This window comes from Polaromonas aquatica (genome assembly GCF_050626995.1).
GTDB classification, from domain to species: Bacteria; Pseudomonadota; Gammaproteobacteria; order Burkholderiales; family Burkholderiaceae_C; genus Polaromonas; species Polaromonas aquatica_A.
In genome coordinates this window covers 3,915,364-3,929,556 of record NZ_CP192467.1, presented here as the reverse complement: position 1 = coordinate 3,929,556, position 14,193 = coordinate 3,915,364, and the positions used below count along the sequence as shown (strand labels likewise).

The window sequence follows — 14,193 nt, the reverse complement described above, 5'->3', positions numbered from 1 at the left end:
TAGCAGACGGTGGTCCTTGGTCTCCCGCGGGTGGCCTGTGGAACATCGATGAAGTGGCGATAATTGGTGCATGAGCACCCCACCCGTACCCGCGGAAGACCGCCCGCAACCTCAATCCCTCTCCGATCTTTTCATCTCATTCACTTTGCTGGCGCTTCAGGGTTTTGGCGGTGTATTGGCTGTCGTGCAACGCGAACTGGTCGAGAAAAAGCGCTGGATGACGCGCGAGGAATTCGTTGAAGACTGGGCCGTCGCGCAAATCATGCCTGGGCCCAACGTCGTCAACATCTCCCTGATGATAGGCGGCCGCTACTTCGGCCTCAAGGGCGCCCTGGTCGCGCTGGCCGGCATGCTGACTGTTCCATTGGTGATCGTGCTGTTGCTGGCGGTGGTTTATGCCCAGTTTGCAGACCATCCCGGCGTGGCCGGCGCGCTGCGCGGCATGGGCGCTGTGGCAGCGGGCCTGATCGGCGCCACTGGCTTGAAGCTGTTCGGCGCACTCAAGAAAAACATCTTGGGCCTGAACCTGTGCGCCGTGTTCGGCGCGGCCTGCTTTGTGGCCATTGCCCTGCTGCGCTTTCCGCTGGCCTACGTGCTGCTGGGCTTGGGCGGTCTGGCCTGCCTGCTCGCTTACCGCGGGCTGGCGCCATGACCGAGCCGCTGCACCTCGTCTTTGGCGCGCAGGAATGGTTTGATCTCTTCCTGCATTACCTCTCCCTGTCGCTGCTGTCGATCGGCGGGGCCATCAGTACCGTGCCCGATATGCACCGCTTCCTGGTCGACAAGCAGCACTGGCTGACCGACGCACAGTTCAATGCGTCCATCGCCATCGCGCAATCGGCGCCCGGGCCGAATGTATTGTTCATCGCGCTGCTGGGCTGGAACGTGGGGCTGAACGCGGGCGGTATGCTGACCGGGCTGCTGGGGGTTTTCGTGGCAATGCTGGGCATCCTGATCCCGAGCACCACCCTCACCTACCTGGCCGCGCAGTGGGGTCACCGCAACCGCGAGCTGCGCGCGGTGCGGGCCTTCAAGCAGGGCATGGCGCCCATCGTGGTGGCGTTGCTGATCGCCACCAGCTGGATATTGGCCACCGCCAATGGCAGCTCATTGAAAGACTGGCCGGTATGGCTGCTGGCGGCCACAACGGCCGTCATTGTGTGGCGCAGCAAGATCCACCTGCTGTGGCTGCTGGGCGCGGGCGCATTGCTAGGCTGGTTCGGGCTGGTCTAGCGGCCGAATCGGGCCATTCCAGCTTGTTAATCCGGTTTGCCGCGCCGGTGAAAGTACACCATGCGGGCAGCCTGGCGCATGGGCTCGGTATCCAGGGCCAGGTTGAAGATCCAGTCGGCCTGGAAGCGGTCAAATAACCAGCGCAAGGTGCGCTTGACGCGGAATTTCGGATAGCGCCTCACCAGCCCTTGCACCGGGTCAGCCGGATCGTTGCCGTCCACCGCACCACCCAGCAAAAAGGCGGCCACGGCGCCACCCACCGCGTCGCCATGCTCCAGGGCTGTATGAATGCCCCCGGCCGTGACTGGCGATACCATGCCGGCGGCGTCGCCTACCAGCATGACGCGCGCATCGGACACCCGCTTCAACACCCCTCCGCAGGGAATCATGCCGGCGCGCGTCGCCAGCGGATTGGCATCGCCGACATCCACATGCGGCGCGATCTTTGCCATGAAAGCCGCCATCCAGTCCTGTTTGGCGGGTACAGAAACGCCGGAACGCGACATTCGTCTGGCCAGGCCGATCTGGTGAATGCCCACGCCCGCGACAGCCCAGCCGATGTATCCGGGCGCGAGCTGGCGGTCAATGAAACAGTGCAGCAGGTTGGCATCCAGCCGCGCCTGGCCGTATTCATGCTCCATGCCGAAGAGAAACTGGGTATTGAGCGACAGGCCTAAAGCCTTGGCCACACGCGAATGGGGGCCGTCGGCGCCCACAAGATAGCGGGCCTGCAGCACCATCGGCTCCTGTGGCGCGACGGACTTGACCGATACGGTCCAGCCGCCGCTGTCCCGCGCCGCCTGCTCGAACAGTGTGCCCGCCAGCAGCGTGACACCGTCGGCCTGGACCGAAGCACACATCCAGTCCAACAGCGCCGGTGTGTCAGTTGCCCAGAAGTAATACCCGGGCGCGTGCAAATCCACGTGGCGAAGATTGGGCGAATAGAGCCTCACGCCATCTACCTGGCGCACCAGCGCCGCAGGCACCTGCTGCAGCCAGGGGATGGTGTCTATCGCATCTTTGACGATGATGCCGGTGGTGTGCAGCTTATCGCCTGAAGCAGACTTCTTTTCCACAATAGCGACTTGCAATCCCGCCCTGGCCGCGGCGCGCGCACAGGCCAGCCCGGCAAAACTGGCGCCTACGACAACCAGGTCGAAGCGCTGCGGCGTTGTCATGCCCTGCGCTGGCGCAAGGCTTCGTACAGACACACGCCGCTGGCTACGGACACATTCAGGCTTTCCACCGCGCCGTGCATGGGGATGCTGACCAGTTCGTCGCAGGTCTTGCGCGTGAGCTGGCGCATGCCCTCACCTTCGGCACCGAGCACCAGCGCCACGGGGCCCCTCAGATCGACGTCGTAAATCGTTTTTTCCGCATCGTCACTGGTGCCTATGCACCAGATGTTGCGTTCTTTAAGCTCTCCAAGCGTGCGGGCCAGGTTGGTCACCATGAAATAAGGCATGGTTTCGGCCGCCCCGCTGGCGACCTTGGCAACGGTGGCGTTGATGCCGGCCGCGTGGTCTTTGGGAGCAATCACGGCGTGGGCGCCGGCGCCGTCAGCCACGCGCAGGCAGGCGCCCAGGTTGTGCGGGTCGGTCACGCCGTCCAGAACCAGCAGCAGCGGCTGGGCCACTCCGGCTTCTTCCAGTTGCTCGAGCAGTTCGTCAAGCGACTTGACCTGGGCCAGCACATCAACGCGGGCCACCACCCCTTGGTGGCCGTGGCTGCCGCACATCTTTGCCAGGCGCAAGCCGTCTGACTCGATCAGCCGCACGCCGGCCTCCCGGGCCCGATCGGTGAACTGGCGCATGCGTGCATCGCGGCGGGACACATCGAAAAACACTTCCAGGACGGATTGAGGCGCTGTTTTGATGCGAACGCCGACGGCATGGAAGCCAAAAAGCACTTTGGGAGAAGAAGACATGGCAGCGATTATCACTGTTGGCCGTAATTGGCATTACTACCGGTGTATCGGGTGCGACGAGCGGGGCACAATGGCCCCCAGGCAGGACTAAAATAGTAACAATTTGTTGAACTTGCTGAACAATCCCGCTCTGCTGACTGCAGGGCACCCGGAGGCGCTATGGGCTTGAGACTGAAATTCAATTTGGTGTTGATCGTGGTCTTTCTGGCCGGCTTTGCCGCGGCCGGCTACATCTCGCGCCAGCTGCTGCAGGACAATGCGCGCGAAGAGGTGCTGCGCAACGCCCGCCTCATGATGGACACCGCGCTTTCCGTGCGGGCTTATACCGTCGAGCAGGTCAAGCCGCACCTGGAAAAGCAGCTTGAAGAAGTTTTCCTGCCGCAGACAGTGCCGGCCTATGCCGCCACCGAAACGCTGGCCCACATCCAGAAAAAATACCGTGACTACGGCTACAAGGAAGCCACCCTGAATCCGACCAACCCGCGTGACCGCGCGACCGACTGGGAAGCGGATATCGTCCAGCAGTTCCGCCAGAATGCTGAATCCAAAGAGCTGATTTCAGAACGCTCCGCAGCCACGGGCCGCCTGCTGTACATTGCCAAGCCAATCCAGATCACGAATGCGGCGTGCCTGCAGTGCCACAGCGTACCGGCCAACGCGCCCGCCAGCATGATCAAGGTCTACGGCGAGGCCAACGGCTTCGGCTGGAAACACAACGAAATCATCGGCGCGCAGGTTGTCACTGTTCCCATGGACATTCCCATCCGCAACGCAGACCGCACCTTCAAGACCTTCATGGCCTCACTGGCAACTGTCTTCGCAGTGGTTTTTGTTGTACTTAACCTGATGTTGAGCTGGCTCATCGTGCGGCCTATCCGGCGCATGTCCCAGGCTGCAGACAAGGTGAGCACCGGCGACTTTGATGTACCGGAATTCGCTGACGGCGGCAAAGACGAAGTGTCCGTGCTAGGCGGCGCGTTCAACCGCATGCGGCGCAGCCTCGAGAAAGCCATGCAGATGATCGACCGCGGCGACTGATTCCCGGCAGCATTCAACGACGACAATAACGACACACCCCAGGAATCGATTCCCCCGAATGGACGAACCGGAAGAAACAACGCAAGCCCTGCCCGTGCGTTCCACAGGCGGCGAAAGCAAGGACGCGGCTGCGCTTCTGCCGGGGCAAACCGTTTTTGAATATCGCATCGACAAAATGCTGGGCGGCGGTGGCTTCGGCATTACCTACCTGGCGCAGGACATCAACCTGCAGCTGCCGGTAGCCATCAAGGAGTACTTTCCCGGAGACCTGGCCGTGCGCTCGGAAGATCTGTCAGTGCACGTGCGCTCAAGCGCGAACAACGGCCAGTTCAATTGGGGGCTGGAGCGCTTCCTCGACGAAGCGCGGGCGCTGGCGTCCTTTCGTCACCCGAACATCGTGCGGGTGCTGCGTTACTTCAAGCAAAACGGGACTGCCTACATCGTCATGGAGTACGAGTCCGGCGACCCGCTCAAGCGTTGGCTGGCCAAGCAGCCGGCGCTGGACCAGCAGGGTCTGCTGAAGATCGTCTACCCGTTGATGGACGGGCTGGAAGCGGTGCACAAGGTGAATTTCCTGCACCGCGACATCAAGCCGGACAACATCTACATCCGCGCCGACGGTACACCGGTGCTGCTGGATTTCGGCGCCGCCCGGCGCGTGAGCGGCAACCACGACATGACCAACATCGTGAGCCCTGGTTTCGCACCGTTTGAGCAATACCACAGCAAGGGCCACCAGGGGCCGTGGACGGACGTCTATTCGCTGGGTGCGGTGATGTACTGGATGACCACGGGCCACAAGCCGATGGAGTCGGCCTCACGGGTGCGCGAGGACACCATGCCCAAGGCGGCCGACACAGCCAGCGCGGTGGTCTTCGGTGCGCCCCTGCTGCGCGCCATCGACTGGGCCATGATGCCCAACGAAACACAGCGCCCACAGGACGTCGGAGCCCTGCGCCAGGCCCTGATCAGCTCGGACTTTCTCAAGACGCAGACCATCCGCGCCGCCACCCCATCGTCCAACACAGCCGCCATTTCCCCGATAGCGACGGTAGCGCCGCAGACCGATACGTCAACCACAAAGACAAGCAAGCTGCTGTCCGAAAGCGCCGTGCTCGCCTACGCGGCCAGTTCCCAGTCCATTCCGCTCAACAGTGCCGAAAACCTGCGCAAGAACGTGCTGGGCACGATCATGTTCCTGGACCTGGTGTCCTACTCCACCTATTCAGTGGACCAGCAGGTGACATTGAAAGGCCTGTTTAACGAGCTCATCACCAAGGCGATTGGTGGCGTAAAGGAATCCTCGCGCATCATGATCGATACCGGCGACGGTGCGGCGATCTGCTTTCTTGGCGATCCGGAGGAAGCGCTGCAATCGGCCTTGCTGCTGCGCGACCTGCTGGTACAAAAGTACGGCCGCAAGCTGTCCTTGCGGGTGGGATTGCACCTCGGGCCGATCCGCATGGTGTTCGACATCAACAACCGCGTCAATGTGGTGGGCGACGGCATCAATGTAGCCCAGCGCATCATGGACTTTTCCAGGCCCAATCAGATTGTTGTCTCGCGCGCCTATTACGACGTGATTTCACGCATTACCGACAGCGCCGCAAGCCTCTTTGACTACCTCGGCCCGCACATGGACAAGCATCTGCGTTCGCACGAGATCTACGCAGTGCTGGACCCGAACGCCACGCCGGCCTCGCCGGTAGCCCGCAACATGGAGTTCGAGCACACGGCATCGTTTGCCGCGCTGGCCTCGCTGACCCCCGAAATCGCGCTGGAAATTGAAAACGAGCTGGCCAAGGCCATCGGGCCGCTTGCCAAAGTGCTGGTCAAAAAAGCCATCCCACGCACGGTCAGTGCCCAGGGATTGCGTGACCTGCTGGCCGTTTCCATTCCCGATGCGACGGCCCGCGAGGCCTTCCTGAAACCGCGCCACGCCAGCGCGACGGTGCATTCTGGGTTGCATGGCGCCAGCGGCCCGCTGCGCTCCACAGGCGGCAGCAGCTTCAGCCGCCCCATTTCCTCGACGTTTTCCCGTCCCTTGCGCAGCGACATGAGCCGGCCCTTGTCCACGTCGTCGACGACCTCGGGAACGGCCTCGGCATCATCCTCATCCATCAATGTGCAGAATTTCAATGCGGAGCTCCAGGCTCAGCTGGAACGTGCACTCAGCCAGTACATCGGTCCGCTCGCCAAAACCCTGGTGCGCAAGGAAGCGGCCCGCCAGCTCACCTATATGGCCCTGATTCACGCGTTGGCGCAGCAGATTGACCGGCCTGATGACCGCGTGAAATTTCTGGCCATCGCGCAAAAACTGCACGGCGGGCGCTAAAAGCATCTCACAGTGCGCAGTTTGCTATTCTTTTAATAGCTACTTGCGCCCGTTTAATAGGGGCTCCGGGCCTTATTAGCTATTCACCAGCACCTTGCGGCCTCACGCCGGACTGACGCGTCCTGCATCGATGGTGATACGGCGCTCGCATCGCGATGCGATGGCCTGGTCATGTGTTACCAGTACCAGTGTGGTGCCAAGCTCGCGGTTGAGCTCAAACATCAGCGACATCACCGTCTCGCCGGTGGCAAAGTCCAGGCTGCCCGTCGGCTCATCGGCCAGCAGTACCGCGGGCTGCACCACAAAGGCGCGGGCCAGCGCCACACGCTGTTGCTCGCCACCGGACAGCACTTTGGGATAGTGGCCCAGCCGCTCCCCAAGGCCGACGCGCTTGAGCATGTCGGTGGCCAGCGAACGTGCGTTTTTGGCGCCCGACAACTCCAGCGGCAGCATGACGTTCTCAAGCGCCGTCAAATTACCCATGAGCTGGAAGCTCTGGAAGACAAACCCGACCTTCTGCGCGCGCAGGGCGGCGCGGTCGTCTTCGTTGATGGCGAAGATGTCCTGCCCCGCCAGCCTGACCGTACCCTGCGTCGGCGTGTCCAGCCCCGCAATAATGGACAGCAAGGTGCTTTTGCCGGACCCCGATGCACCGACAATGGCAGCGGTTTCCCGTGGGGCCAGGGCGAAGTCAATATCGCGCAAAATGGCCAAAGTGCCGGTGGAGTCGGTGACCGACTTGAAAACGTGCTCAACGGAAATAATTGAAGACGTCGGGGACGGTGCAGGCACAGCGAAAGCCGGCGCCCTGGAAACATCATTCACGCCATTCACCACGGGTTCAAACATGTCGGCCTTGTCAGGAAATATGAATTCAGACTTTACCAAGCTTGTCCTTTCAGCGGCAAACCGTTTGCTAAAACCTTTGGGAGCGCTGCTTCTGGCCGCTGCCGTGGGCGCTGGCGCCCAGCCTGCCAGCGCGCAAACGCCGGCCGCCAAAAGTGAAACCATTCTGGTCGTTGGTGACTCACTGAGTGCCGAATACGGGCTCAAACGCGGAACCGGCTGGGTTCCGCTGCTCGAAAAGCAATTGGCCAGCGAAAAAAAGGCCGCCAAAGTGGTCAATGCCAGCATCAGCGGCGACACAACCTCAGGTGGCAGTTCCCGGCTGCCGGCACTGCTGGCACAGCACAAGCCCGCCGTGGTGGTCATTGAACTGGGCGGCAACGATGCCCTGCGCGGATTGCCGCTGGACATGACCGAAAGAAACCTCGTTGCAATGACCCAGGCTTCCAAAAAATCAGGAGCGCGTGTGCTGCTGGTGGGCATGCAGGTACCGCCCAACTACGGCAGCGCTTACGCGGCCACGTTTTCCGGGCTTTTCGGCAAGGTCGCCAAGGCCGAAAAAGTGGCCGTGGTGCCCTTCTTTCTGAAGGGCGTTGCCGACGCGGCCGATCCGCTGGCCAGCTTCCAGGCCGACCGGATCCATCCCAATGAGCAGTCTCAGGCAAAAATGCTCGCCAATGTGTGGCCCGAACTGAAGAAACTGATCAAGTGAGCGTAGAGCGCATTTCTGCCGAAGAGGCGCTTGGAGCACTCGGAAATTATTCCGTTGTGATTGACGCGCGCAGCGAAGGCGAATATGCCGAAGACCACCTTCCCGGTGCGGTGAACTGGCCCAGCCTGCACGACGAAGAGCGCAAAATCGTCGGCACCCGCTACAAGCAGATCAGCCAGTTCGAAGCCAAAAAACTGGGCGCGGCGCTGGTGGCCAAAAATATCGCGGAGCACATCCAGCGAGACGTGCTGGACAAACCCCGGGAATGGCAGCCGCTGCTTTATTGCTGGCGCGGCGGCAAGCGCAGCGGCTCCCTGGCCCTGGTGCTTGACCAGATCGGCTTCAAGGTAACGCTGGTGGACGGCGGTTACAAGGCGTTTCGGGCCGCGCTGGTGACCGATTTGCCACAGCTTGCCGGCAGCTTCAGCTACCGTGTCGTATGCGGCCCCACGGGTTCTGGCAAGACGCGGTTGCTGCAAGCCCTGGAGGCTGAAGGCGCGCAGGTTCTGGACCTGGAAGCCCTGGCCAACCACCGTAGTTCGGTGCTGGGCGCCATCCCAGGCGTGCCGCAACCCAGCCAAAAGGCCTTTGACACCAGCATCTGGGCTGCACTGAAGCGCTTCGACCCGGCCCAGCCGGTCTACATTGAAAGCGAAAGTAAAAAAGTCGGAAATGTGGCCGTGCCCGAAGGCCTGATCACTGCCATGCGCGCCAGCCCATGCCTGCAGCTGGACTTGCCGGAAGATGAGCGGGTGGCCCTGCTGCTGGAAGACTATGACTTTTTTGTGAAGGACATCGCCTTTTTCTGTGAGCGCCTGGGTGCGCTGACGGAAGCGCGCGGCAAGGCCACCGTGCAGGATTGGCAGGCACGCGCCCGCAGCGGCGATGTCGCTTCCGTGGTGCGCGAACTACTGGTCAAACACTATGACCCGGGCTATCTGCAGTCGATGCAGCGCAACTTTTCCGGACACGCGTCGGCCCGCGTGCTCTCGCCGCAAGATCGCAGCGCCGCAGCCATGTCCGCGCTGGCGCAAGCCCTGCGGGCGGAAAGTCCCGCCTTCTGAAACGACAAACCCGGCGCACCTTCGCAGGTGCCGCCGGGTTTTTGATTGCCTGCCGCTTCTTGCCCAGGCCTTGACCCCGTATGGTCAGGATTTTTTGCTATCAGATCAATAGCTGCTTGCGCCCGTCAATTAAGGCCTGCAGCCATTTTTGATGGTAACCAAGCCCCTCAGGGAAGTGGACCTGCAGGTGGCACGCCATCCGGGGTGTCGCCGTCGGTATCAGGCGCATCACTTCCATCGTCGGCGGCATCATCCGGCTTGCCCTCTGCCTTGCGCTTGAGCTTTTCTTCTTTTTTGCGTTTTTTCGCAAGCTCTTTCTGGCGCTTTTCGTAAGAGTAATTGGGAGTTGCCACTGCGTGCTTTCGTGAATAAGTAACCCTTACTGTACTGCATTGACGTCACGACATGCCAAGCCTTTGGTCAGGCTTTTTCCAGTGCCTGGGCAATGTCCGCCTGCAGGTCTGCAACGGCTTCCAGGCCTACCGAAAAGCGCACCAGGCCACCTTTGTGCGGCCACGGCGTGGTGCGCAAGGCTGGTATGTCGTACGGGGCGCACAGGCTCATCGGGCCGGCCCAGCTGTAACCCAGCTTGAAGAGCTTAAGGCTGTCGCAGAAGCGATCCACCCGCTCCTGGGTGAACTCCGGCCTGAAAACCGCGCTCATGAGGCAGGCGGCGCCCGCGCAGTCGCGCTTCCAGGTGTCATGGCCGGGCGAGCCGGGCAAGGCCGGGTGCAGCACGGCTGCGATCTGCGGCCGGGTTTGCAGCCAGCTGGCCAGCTCACGCGTGGCGGCATCCTGCGCGGCGTAGCGCAAAGCCATGCTGTTCAGGCCGCGCAGCACCAGTTCGGCATCATTGCCCCCTATTCCGTAGCCGACGCGCATGTGGCAAAAATGGACCAGGTGGTGCAAAGCCTCGTCGCGTGTGACAACAGAGCCCATCAGCACGTCGGCGCCGCCGCTCGGGTACTTGGTCAGGGCCTGGACCGAAATATCGAGCCCCAGGTCGAAGGCGTTAAAGGCCAGGCCGGCGCCCCAGGTGTTGTCCAGCGCGGTGACGATGCCGCTGGGATGTGCATCCTTGTGCGCCTTGACGGCCGCAACCAGTGCGGGCATGTCGGGAAACTCCAGCGTGATGGAGCCCGGGGCCTCTACCCACACCAGCCGGGTTTTCGGGCCCAGCTTGGCCGCCAGGTCGGCCGGGTTCATCGCGTCGTAAAAGCGGTGGGTGATGCCCCAGGCGGCCAATTCGCCCTGCGCAAAGCTCTTGTTGGGCCCGTAGGCGTTGTCGGGAATCAGGAGCTCGTCGCCCGCCTTGAGCAGCGCCATGCCGACCAGCACCACTGCCGCCAGGCCGCTGGGCACCAGGGTGCAGTACTTGCCGCCTTCCAGGGTGGCGATGCGTTCTTCGAGCGTGAAGGTGGTGGGGGTTCCGTGCAGGCCGTAGGTGTAGCCCGTCTTGTGCTTCCAGTCGCGGCTGCGCAGCGCGGCGACGGTCGGAAAGGCAATGGTCGAAGCTTTGTAAACCCCGGGCGGAATCGCGTCAAAGCCTGTAGGTGGTTTGTAGGGGTGGTGAATCAGTTGGGTAGATATGTCGCTCATCCGCAGATATTAACGGCAAGCCCGGAGGCATGAAGAGCAGCGGAACAAAAGCTTAAAAGCCGCCCTCCGTAGAACCCGCTTCTATTCAAGCAGGGGCCGCGGAACCGGCTTCGCCGGGCCGCAGGCGCAGCGGCCCCCTCAGGGGGCAGTGCATTACACGAAGTCGAAGACGCAGTGAAAAGCGTGGGGGCTTATATTTTCCATTTGGCCATGAGCTGCTCTGGCGAGAGCGAGTCATAGCCTTCAAACGGCTGGTGAATCCACGGATTGGTCGGCAGCAGCTCCACCGAATAGTCCGGTTGGAAGGTAGACACACCCTTGGTCCAGATCACCGCGCTGCGCAGCTCCGTGATGGGTTTGTAATTGTTCTTGAGCTGGTGGATCACGGCGTTGAGCGTGTGTCCTGAATCGGCCAGGTCGTCGACCAGCAGCACCTTGCCTGCGATCTCGCCCTTGGGCGTGGTGATGAAGCGGGCGATGTCGAGGTTGCCCTGCGTCATACCGGCGTCGGCGCGGTAGGAGCTGGTGGACATGATGGCCAGCGGTTTGTCGAAGATGCGCGACAGGATGTCGCCGGGGCGCATGCCGCCACGGGCCAGGCACAGGATGGTGTCGAACTTCCAGTCGGACTGGTGGATCTTGATCGCCAGTTTTTCAATCAGGTTGTGGTACTCGTCGTAACTCACATAGAGATGCTTGCCGTCTTCTGTCAACATGGGATGCTCCTGATTTGATAGCTTATTACGCCCGTTCTTACTGGGCTCGGTGCATGTTTGGCTAGATTTTTGTGACTAGGCGGCGTACGGATTGCGCAGCAGGATAGTGTGGTCACGGTCCGGGCTGGTGGAGATCATGTGGATCGGCACACCGGTGACCTCTTCAATCCGGTGCAGGTATTTCTGTGCTGCGGCTGGCAGCTTGTCGTATTGGGTAACGCCGACCGTGCTCTGGCTCCACCCCGGCAGGGTCTCGTAAATGGGTTTGCAGCGCTCGATTTCTTCAGCGCCCATCGGCAGGATGTCGGTGATGTGGCCGTCAAGTTCGTAACCGGTGCACAGCTTGAGCTCGTCGATGCCGTCCAGCACATCGAGCTTGGTGATGCACAGGCCCGACAGGCCGTTGACCTGGGCCGAGCGCTTGAGCAGCGCCGCGTCAAACCAGCCGCAGCGGCGGCTGCGGCCGGTGGTCACGCCCTTTTCGGCGCCCACGGTGCTGAGGTGGTAGCCCACGGTACCGGGCTTTTCCCAGTCGAGTTCGGTCGGGAAAGGTCCGCCGCCTACGCGCGTGCAATAAGCCTTGGTGATGCCGAGAATGTAGTGCAGCATGCCCGGGCCCACGCCCGCGCCGGCGGCGGCGTTGCCGGCCACGCAATTGCTGGAAGTGACATAGGGATAGGTGCCGTGATCCACGTCGAGCAAGGTGCCTTGCGCGCCTTCAAACAGCAGGTTGGCGCCACCCTCATTGGCATCGTTGAGTTCCCGCGAGACGTCTGCCATCATGGGCTTGAGCAGCTCGGCGTGGCGCATGGCTTCGGCGTAGACAGTGTCGAAGTCGACTGCCGGCGCGTGCAGGTAGCCGGTGAGCACAAAGTTGTGCAGGTCCAGCAGTTCACGCAGCTTGGCAGCGAAGCGGTCGGGATATTTGAGGTCCTGCACGCGCAGCGCGCGGCGGGCGATCTTGTCTTCATACGCAGGGCCGATGCCGCGGCCGGTGGTGCCGATCTTGGTGGTGCCACCCTTCTCGCGGTAGGCCTCGCGCGCCACATCCAGCGCGACGTGAAAAGGCAGGATCAACGGGCAAGCTTCACTGACGCGCAGGCGGGAACGCACCTCAACGCCGGCTTTTTCCAGACCTTCGATTTCTTCAAACAACTTGGCGGCCGACAGCACCACGCCGTTGCCGATGTAGCACTTCACGCCCGGGCGCATGATGCCGCTGGGAATCAGGTGCAGCGCAGTCTTGACCCCATTGATGACCAGCGTGTGGCCGGCATTGTGGCCGCCCTGGAAGCGCACCACGCCTTGCGACATCTCGGTCAGCCAGTCGACCAGCTTCCCCTTGCCTTCGTCACCCCACTGGGTGCCCACGACCACGACATTGCGGCCCGCCGTTGCGGTTTGTTTGTTTGTCATCTTCAATTCTCGTTAAGGTTCGTTGGGATCAAGCCGGACAGAGCGCAAGCCCCTCATGCGGCTTTCTTGAGAGGCTGGACCATCCATTGACCGGCAGCGTGGGCCAGTTCGCGGTCGCAATCGAATTCGTTGACTTCGTGTTCATGACCGGGCAGCACGCAAGCCACGGTTTCGCCGTCTGCGCGCAGACGGGCAATCGCCGCACGCAGGCCGGCGTCTTCGCTCCAGGGCGCACGGATGGCAGCCCTCAGGGGTCGGGGTGGCAACACACTGACCAACTCCTTCAAGTCCAGGCTGAAGCCCACCGCCGGGCGATTACGGCCGAACACGGCGCCGACTTCGTCGTAACGGCCGCCGCGTACAAGTTCGGCGCCCTGCCCGTAGATGGCAAAGCGCGTGCCGCTGTAGTAAGCGTAGCCGCGCAGGTCGGCCAGGTCGAAACTGACCTTGACCTCGCCTTTTTCGCCGCCAGTGTGGGCGGCCAGCCATTTGAGGTTTTGCAGCGCCGCTTTGAGGCCGGTCGAGGGCGGCAAGGCTTTTTCGGCTTCGGCCAGGACTTTTTCGTCGCCGTAAAGCTGCAGCAGCGCCTTGAGGCCGGCACGCGCTTCTGCGGAGATGCCGCTGCTCGGGCTGGCGGTGAGGCTGTCGAGCTCGCTCGCGTCCTTCGCTGCCAGCGCGGTGTGGATGAGCGCCAGGGTCTTGCCGCTGACGGTGGCGCCAGCCAGCAGGCTGTTGACGATGCGCACGTCCGCCATGTCGACGCTCAATGCGGTCACGCCGGCGGCTTTAAGGCCCTCCAGCGCCAGCTGCTGGGCCTCCAGGTCGGCCTCGAGACCGGCATGGCCGTAGATTTCAGCGCCAAACTGCAATGGCTCACGGGTGGCGTGTGGGCGATCGGTGCGGGTATGCAGCACGGGGCCGCAGTAACAGAGACGGGCAACGCCGTTGCGGTTGAGCAGATGTGCATCGATGCGGGCGACTTGGGGTGTGGTGTCGGCGCGCAGGCCCAGGGTGCGGCCAGAGAGCTGGTCAACCAGCTTGAAGGTTTGCAAATCGAGTGCTTCACCAGTGCCGGTCAGAAGCGATTCCAGGTGCTCAAGCAGCGGCGGCATGACCAGCTCATAACCATAGCTGCGGGCAGTGTCCAGGAACAGGCGGCGCAGCTCTTCGATATGGCGCGCCTCGGAGGGCAGGACATCGGCAATTTGATCGGGCAATTGCCATGATGACGACCAGGCGGGCATTGTAATTTTCGTGGGCTGTTAAAAACAGCATTTTACCGGGCTTCAAGCCGGTTTTCGGCCTGC

14 protein-coding genes are annotated in these 14,193 nt (G+C 62.1%); 6 read left to right on the top strand and 8 right to left on the bottom strand.

Features of this window, described 5'->3' with window-relative positions:
• Positions 1–70 precede the first annotated feature (70 nt).
• Both ACQ4MS_RS18775 and ACQ4MS_RS18770 read left to right on the top strand, forming a co-directional pair.
• The gene (locus tag ACQ4MS_RS18775) at positions 71–652 is read left to right on the top strand and encodes a chromate transporter (RefSeq protein ID WP_431096152.1); all 582 of its coding nucleotides are present in this window, start codon (positions 71–73) and stop codon (positions 650–652) included.
• A complete protein-coding gene (locus ACQ4MS_RS18770; protein ID WP_431096151.1) occupies positions 649–1,233 on the top strand; it encodes a chromate transporter in 585 nt (194 codons plus the stop codon). Before ACQ4MS_RS18775 ends, ACQ4MS_RS18770 begins: the two co-directional genes overlap by 4 nt.
• A 26-nt stretch (positions 1,234–1,259) precedes the next feature.
• Here the strand turns inward: ACQ4MS_RS18770 and ACQ4MS_RS18765 are convergent, their stop codons facing one another.
• Together ACQ4MS_RS18765 and rlmB are read right to left on the bottom strand one after the other, a co-directional pair.
• A complete protein-coding gene (locus ACQ4MS_RS18765) occupies positions 1,260–2,411 on the bottom strand; it encodes an NAD(P)/FAD-dependent oxidoreductase (protein ID WP_431096150.1) in 1,152 nt (383 codons plus the stop codon).
• Positions 2,408–3,160 carry a 23S rRNA (guanosine(2251)-2'-O)-methyltransferase RlmB gene (rlmB, locus tag ACQ4MS_RS18760; RefSeq protein WP_431096148.1) on the bottom strand — a complete coding sequence of 251 codons (753 nt, stop codon included), beginning with the start codon at positions 3,158–3,160 and terminating at the stop codon, positions 2,408–2,410. The genes ACQ4MS_RS18765 and rlmB overlap by 4 nt, the downstream gene beginning before the upstream one ends.
• Positions 3,161–3,319: 159 nt before the next feature.
• On the opposite strand from rlmB, the gene ACQ4MS_RS18755 reads away from it, so the two are divergent.
• Together ACQ4MS_RS18755 and ACQ4MS_RS18750 are read left to right on the top strand one after the other, a co-directional pair.
• On the top strand, positions 3,320–4,198 hold the full coding sequence (locus ACQ4MS_RS18755; RefSeq protein WP_431096147.1) for a c-type heme family protein: 879 nt from the start codon (positions 3,320–3,322) through the stop codon (positions 4,196–4,198).
• Between the two features lie 58 nt (positions 4,199–4,256).
• On the top strand, positions 4,257–6,533 hold the full coding sequence (locus ACQ4MS_RS18750) for a protein kinase domain-containing protein (protein WP_431096146.1): 2,277 nt from the start codon (positions 4,257–4,259) through the stop codon (positions 6,531–6,533).
• A 102-nt stretch (positions 6,534–6,635) separates the two neighbouring features.
• On the opposite strand, the gene ACQ4MS_RS18745 is transcribed toward ACQ4MS_RS18750, so the two are convergent.
• Positions 6,636–7,382 carry an ABC transporter ATP-binding protein gene (locus ACQ4MS_RS18745; RefSeq protein ID WP_431096145.1) on the bottom strand — a complete coding sequence of 249 codons (747 nt, stop codon included), beginning with the start codon at positions 7,380–7,382 and terminating at the stop codon, positions 6,636–6,638.
• A gap of 64 nt (positions 7,383–7,446) precedes the next feature.
• On the opposite strand from ACQ4MS_RS18745, the gene ACQ4MS_RS18740 reads away from it, so the two are divergent.
• Together ACQ4MS_RS18740 and mnmH are read left to right on the top strand one after the other, a co-directional pair.
• Positions 7,447–8,091: an arylesterase gene (locus ACQ4MS_RS18740; protein WP_431096144.1), complete on the top strand. Its 645-nt coding sequence runs from the start codon at positions 7,447–7,449 to the stop codon at positions 8,089–8,091.
• Positions 8,088–9,155 carry a tRNA 2-selenouridine(34) synthase MnmH gene (mnmH, locus tag ACQ4MS_RS18735; RefSeq protein ID WP_431096142.1) on the top strand — a complete coding sequence of 356 codons (1,068 nt, stop codon included), beginning with the start codon at positions 8,088–8,090 and terminating at the stop codon, positions 9,153–9,155. Before ACQ4MS_RS18740 ends, mnmH begins: the two co-directional genes overlap by 4 nt.
• Before the next feature lie 167 nt (positions 9,156–9,322).
• Here mnmH and ACQ4MS_RS18730 read toward each other — a convergent pair whose 3' ends face one another.
• The 5 genes from ACQ4MS_RS18730 to ACQ4MS_RS18710 all read right to left on the bottom strand — a co-directional run bounded on the left by ACQ4MS_RS18730 (position 9,323) and on the right by ACQ4MS_RS18710 (position 14,130).
• Positions 9,323–9,508, bottom strand: a complete 186-nt coding sequence (locus ACQ4MS_RS18730; protein ID WP_431096141.1) for a hypothetical protein — start codon at positions 9,506–9,508, stop codon at positions 9,323–9,325.
• A 67-nt stretch (positions 9,509–9,575) separates the two neighbouring features.
• Positions 9,576–10,754: a PLP-dependent transferase gene (locus ACQ4MS_RS18725; RefSeq protein ID WP_431096140.1), complete on the bottom strand. Its 1,179-nt coding sequence runs from the start codon at positions 10,752–10,754 to the stop codon at positions 9,576–9,578.
• Positions 10,755–10,945: 191 nt separating this feature from the next.
• Entirely contained in the window at positions 10,946–11,470 is a 525-nt protein-coding gene (locus ACQ4MS_RS18720) for a phosphoribosyltransferase (protein WP_431096138.1), read from the bottom strand.
• Positions 11,471–11,545: 75 nt separating this feature from the next.
• Complete coding sequence (locus ACQ4MS_RS18715) at positions 11,546–12,886, bottom strand: adenylosuccinate synthase (protein WP_431096137.1); 1,341 nt, start codon at positions 12,884–12,886, stop codon at positions 11,546–11,548.
• Between the two features lie 53 nt (positions 12,887–12,939).
• Positions 12,940–14,130 (bottom strand): ATP phosphoribosyltransferase regulatory subunit, encoded by a 1,191-nt coding sequence (locus ACQ4MS_RS18710; RefSeq protein ID WP_431096136.1) that lies wholly within the window; start codon positions 14,128–14,130, stop codon positions 12,940–12,942.
• Positions 14,131–14,193: the final 63 nt, after the last annotated feature.

What these genes read in the sequence shown, in the direction of transcription:
- ACQ4MS_RS18775 (WP_431096152.1), top strand. Translation starts at nt 71, where the DNA reads ATGAGCACCCCACCCGTACCCGCGGAAGACCGCCCGCAACCTCAATCC.
- ACQ4MS_RS18770 (WP_431096151.1), top strand. Translation starts at nt 649, where the DNA reads ATGACCGAGCCGCTGCACCTCGTCTTTGGCGCGCAGGAATGGTTTGAT.
- ACQ4MS_RS18765 (WP_431096150.1), bottom strand. Translation starts at nt 2,411, where the DNA reads ATGACAACGCCGCAGCGCTTCGACCTGGTTGTCGTAGGCGCCAGTTTT.
- rlmB (WP_431096148.1), bottom strand. Translation starts at nt 3,160, where the DNA reads ATGTCTTCTTCTCCCAAAGTGCTTTTTGGCTTCCATGCCGTCGGCGTT.
- ACQ4MS_RS18755 (WP_431096147.1), top strand. Translation starts at nt 3,320, where the DNA reads ATGGGCTTGAGACTGAAATTCAATTTGGTGTTGATCGTGGTCTTTCTG.
- ACQ4MS_RS18750 (WP_431096146.1), top strand. Translation starts at nt 4,257, where the DNA reads ATGGACGAACCGGAAGAAACAACGCAAGCCCTGCCCGTGCGTTCCACA.
- ACQ4MS_RS18745 (WP_431096145.1), bottom strand. Translation starts at nt 7,382, where the DNA reads ATGTTTGAACCCGTGGTGAATGGCGTGAATGATGTTTCCAGGGCGCCG.
- ACQ4MS_RS18725 (WP_431096140.1), bottom strand. Translation starts at nt 10,754, where the DNA reads ATGAGCGACATATCTACCCAACTGATTCACCACCCCTACAAACCACCT.
- ACQ4MS_RS18720 (WP_431096138.1), bottom strand. Translation starts at nt 11,470, where the DNA reads ATGTTGACAGAAGACGGCAAGCATCTCTATGTGAGTTACGACGAGTAC.
- ACQ4MS_RS18715 (WP_431096137.1), bottom strand. Translation starts at nt 12,886, where the DNA reads ATGACAAACAAACAAACCGCAACGGCGGGCCGCAATGTCGTGGTCGTG.
- ACQ4MS_RS18710 (WP_431096136.1), bottom strand. Translation starts at nt 14,130, where the DNA reads ATGCCCGCCTGGTCGTCATCATGGCAATTGCCCGATCAAATTGCCGAT.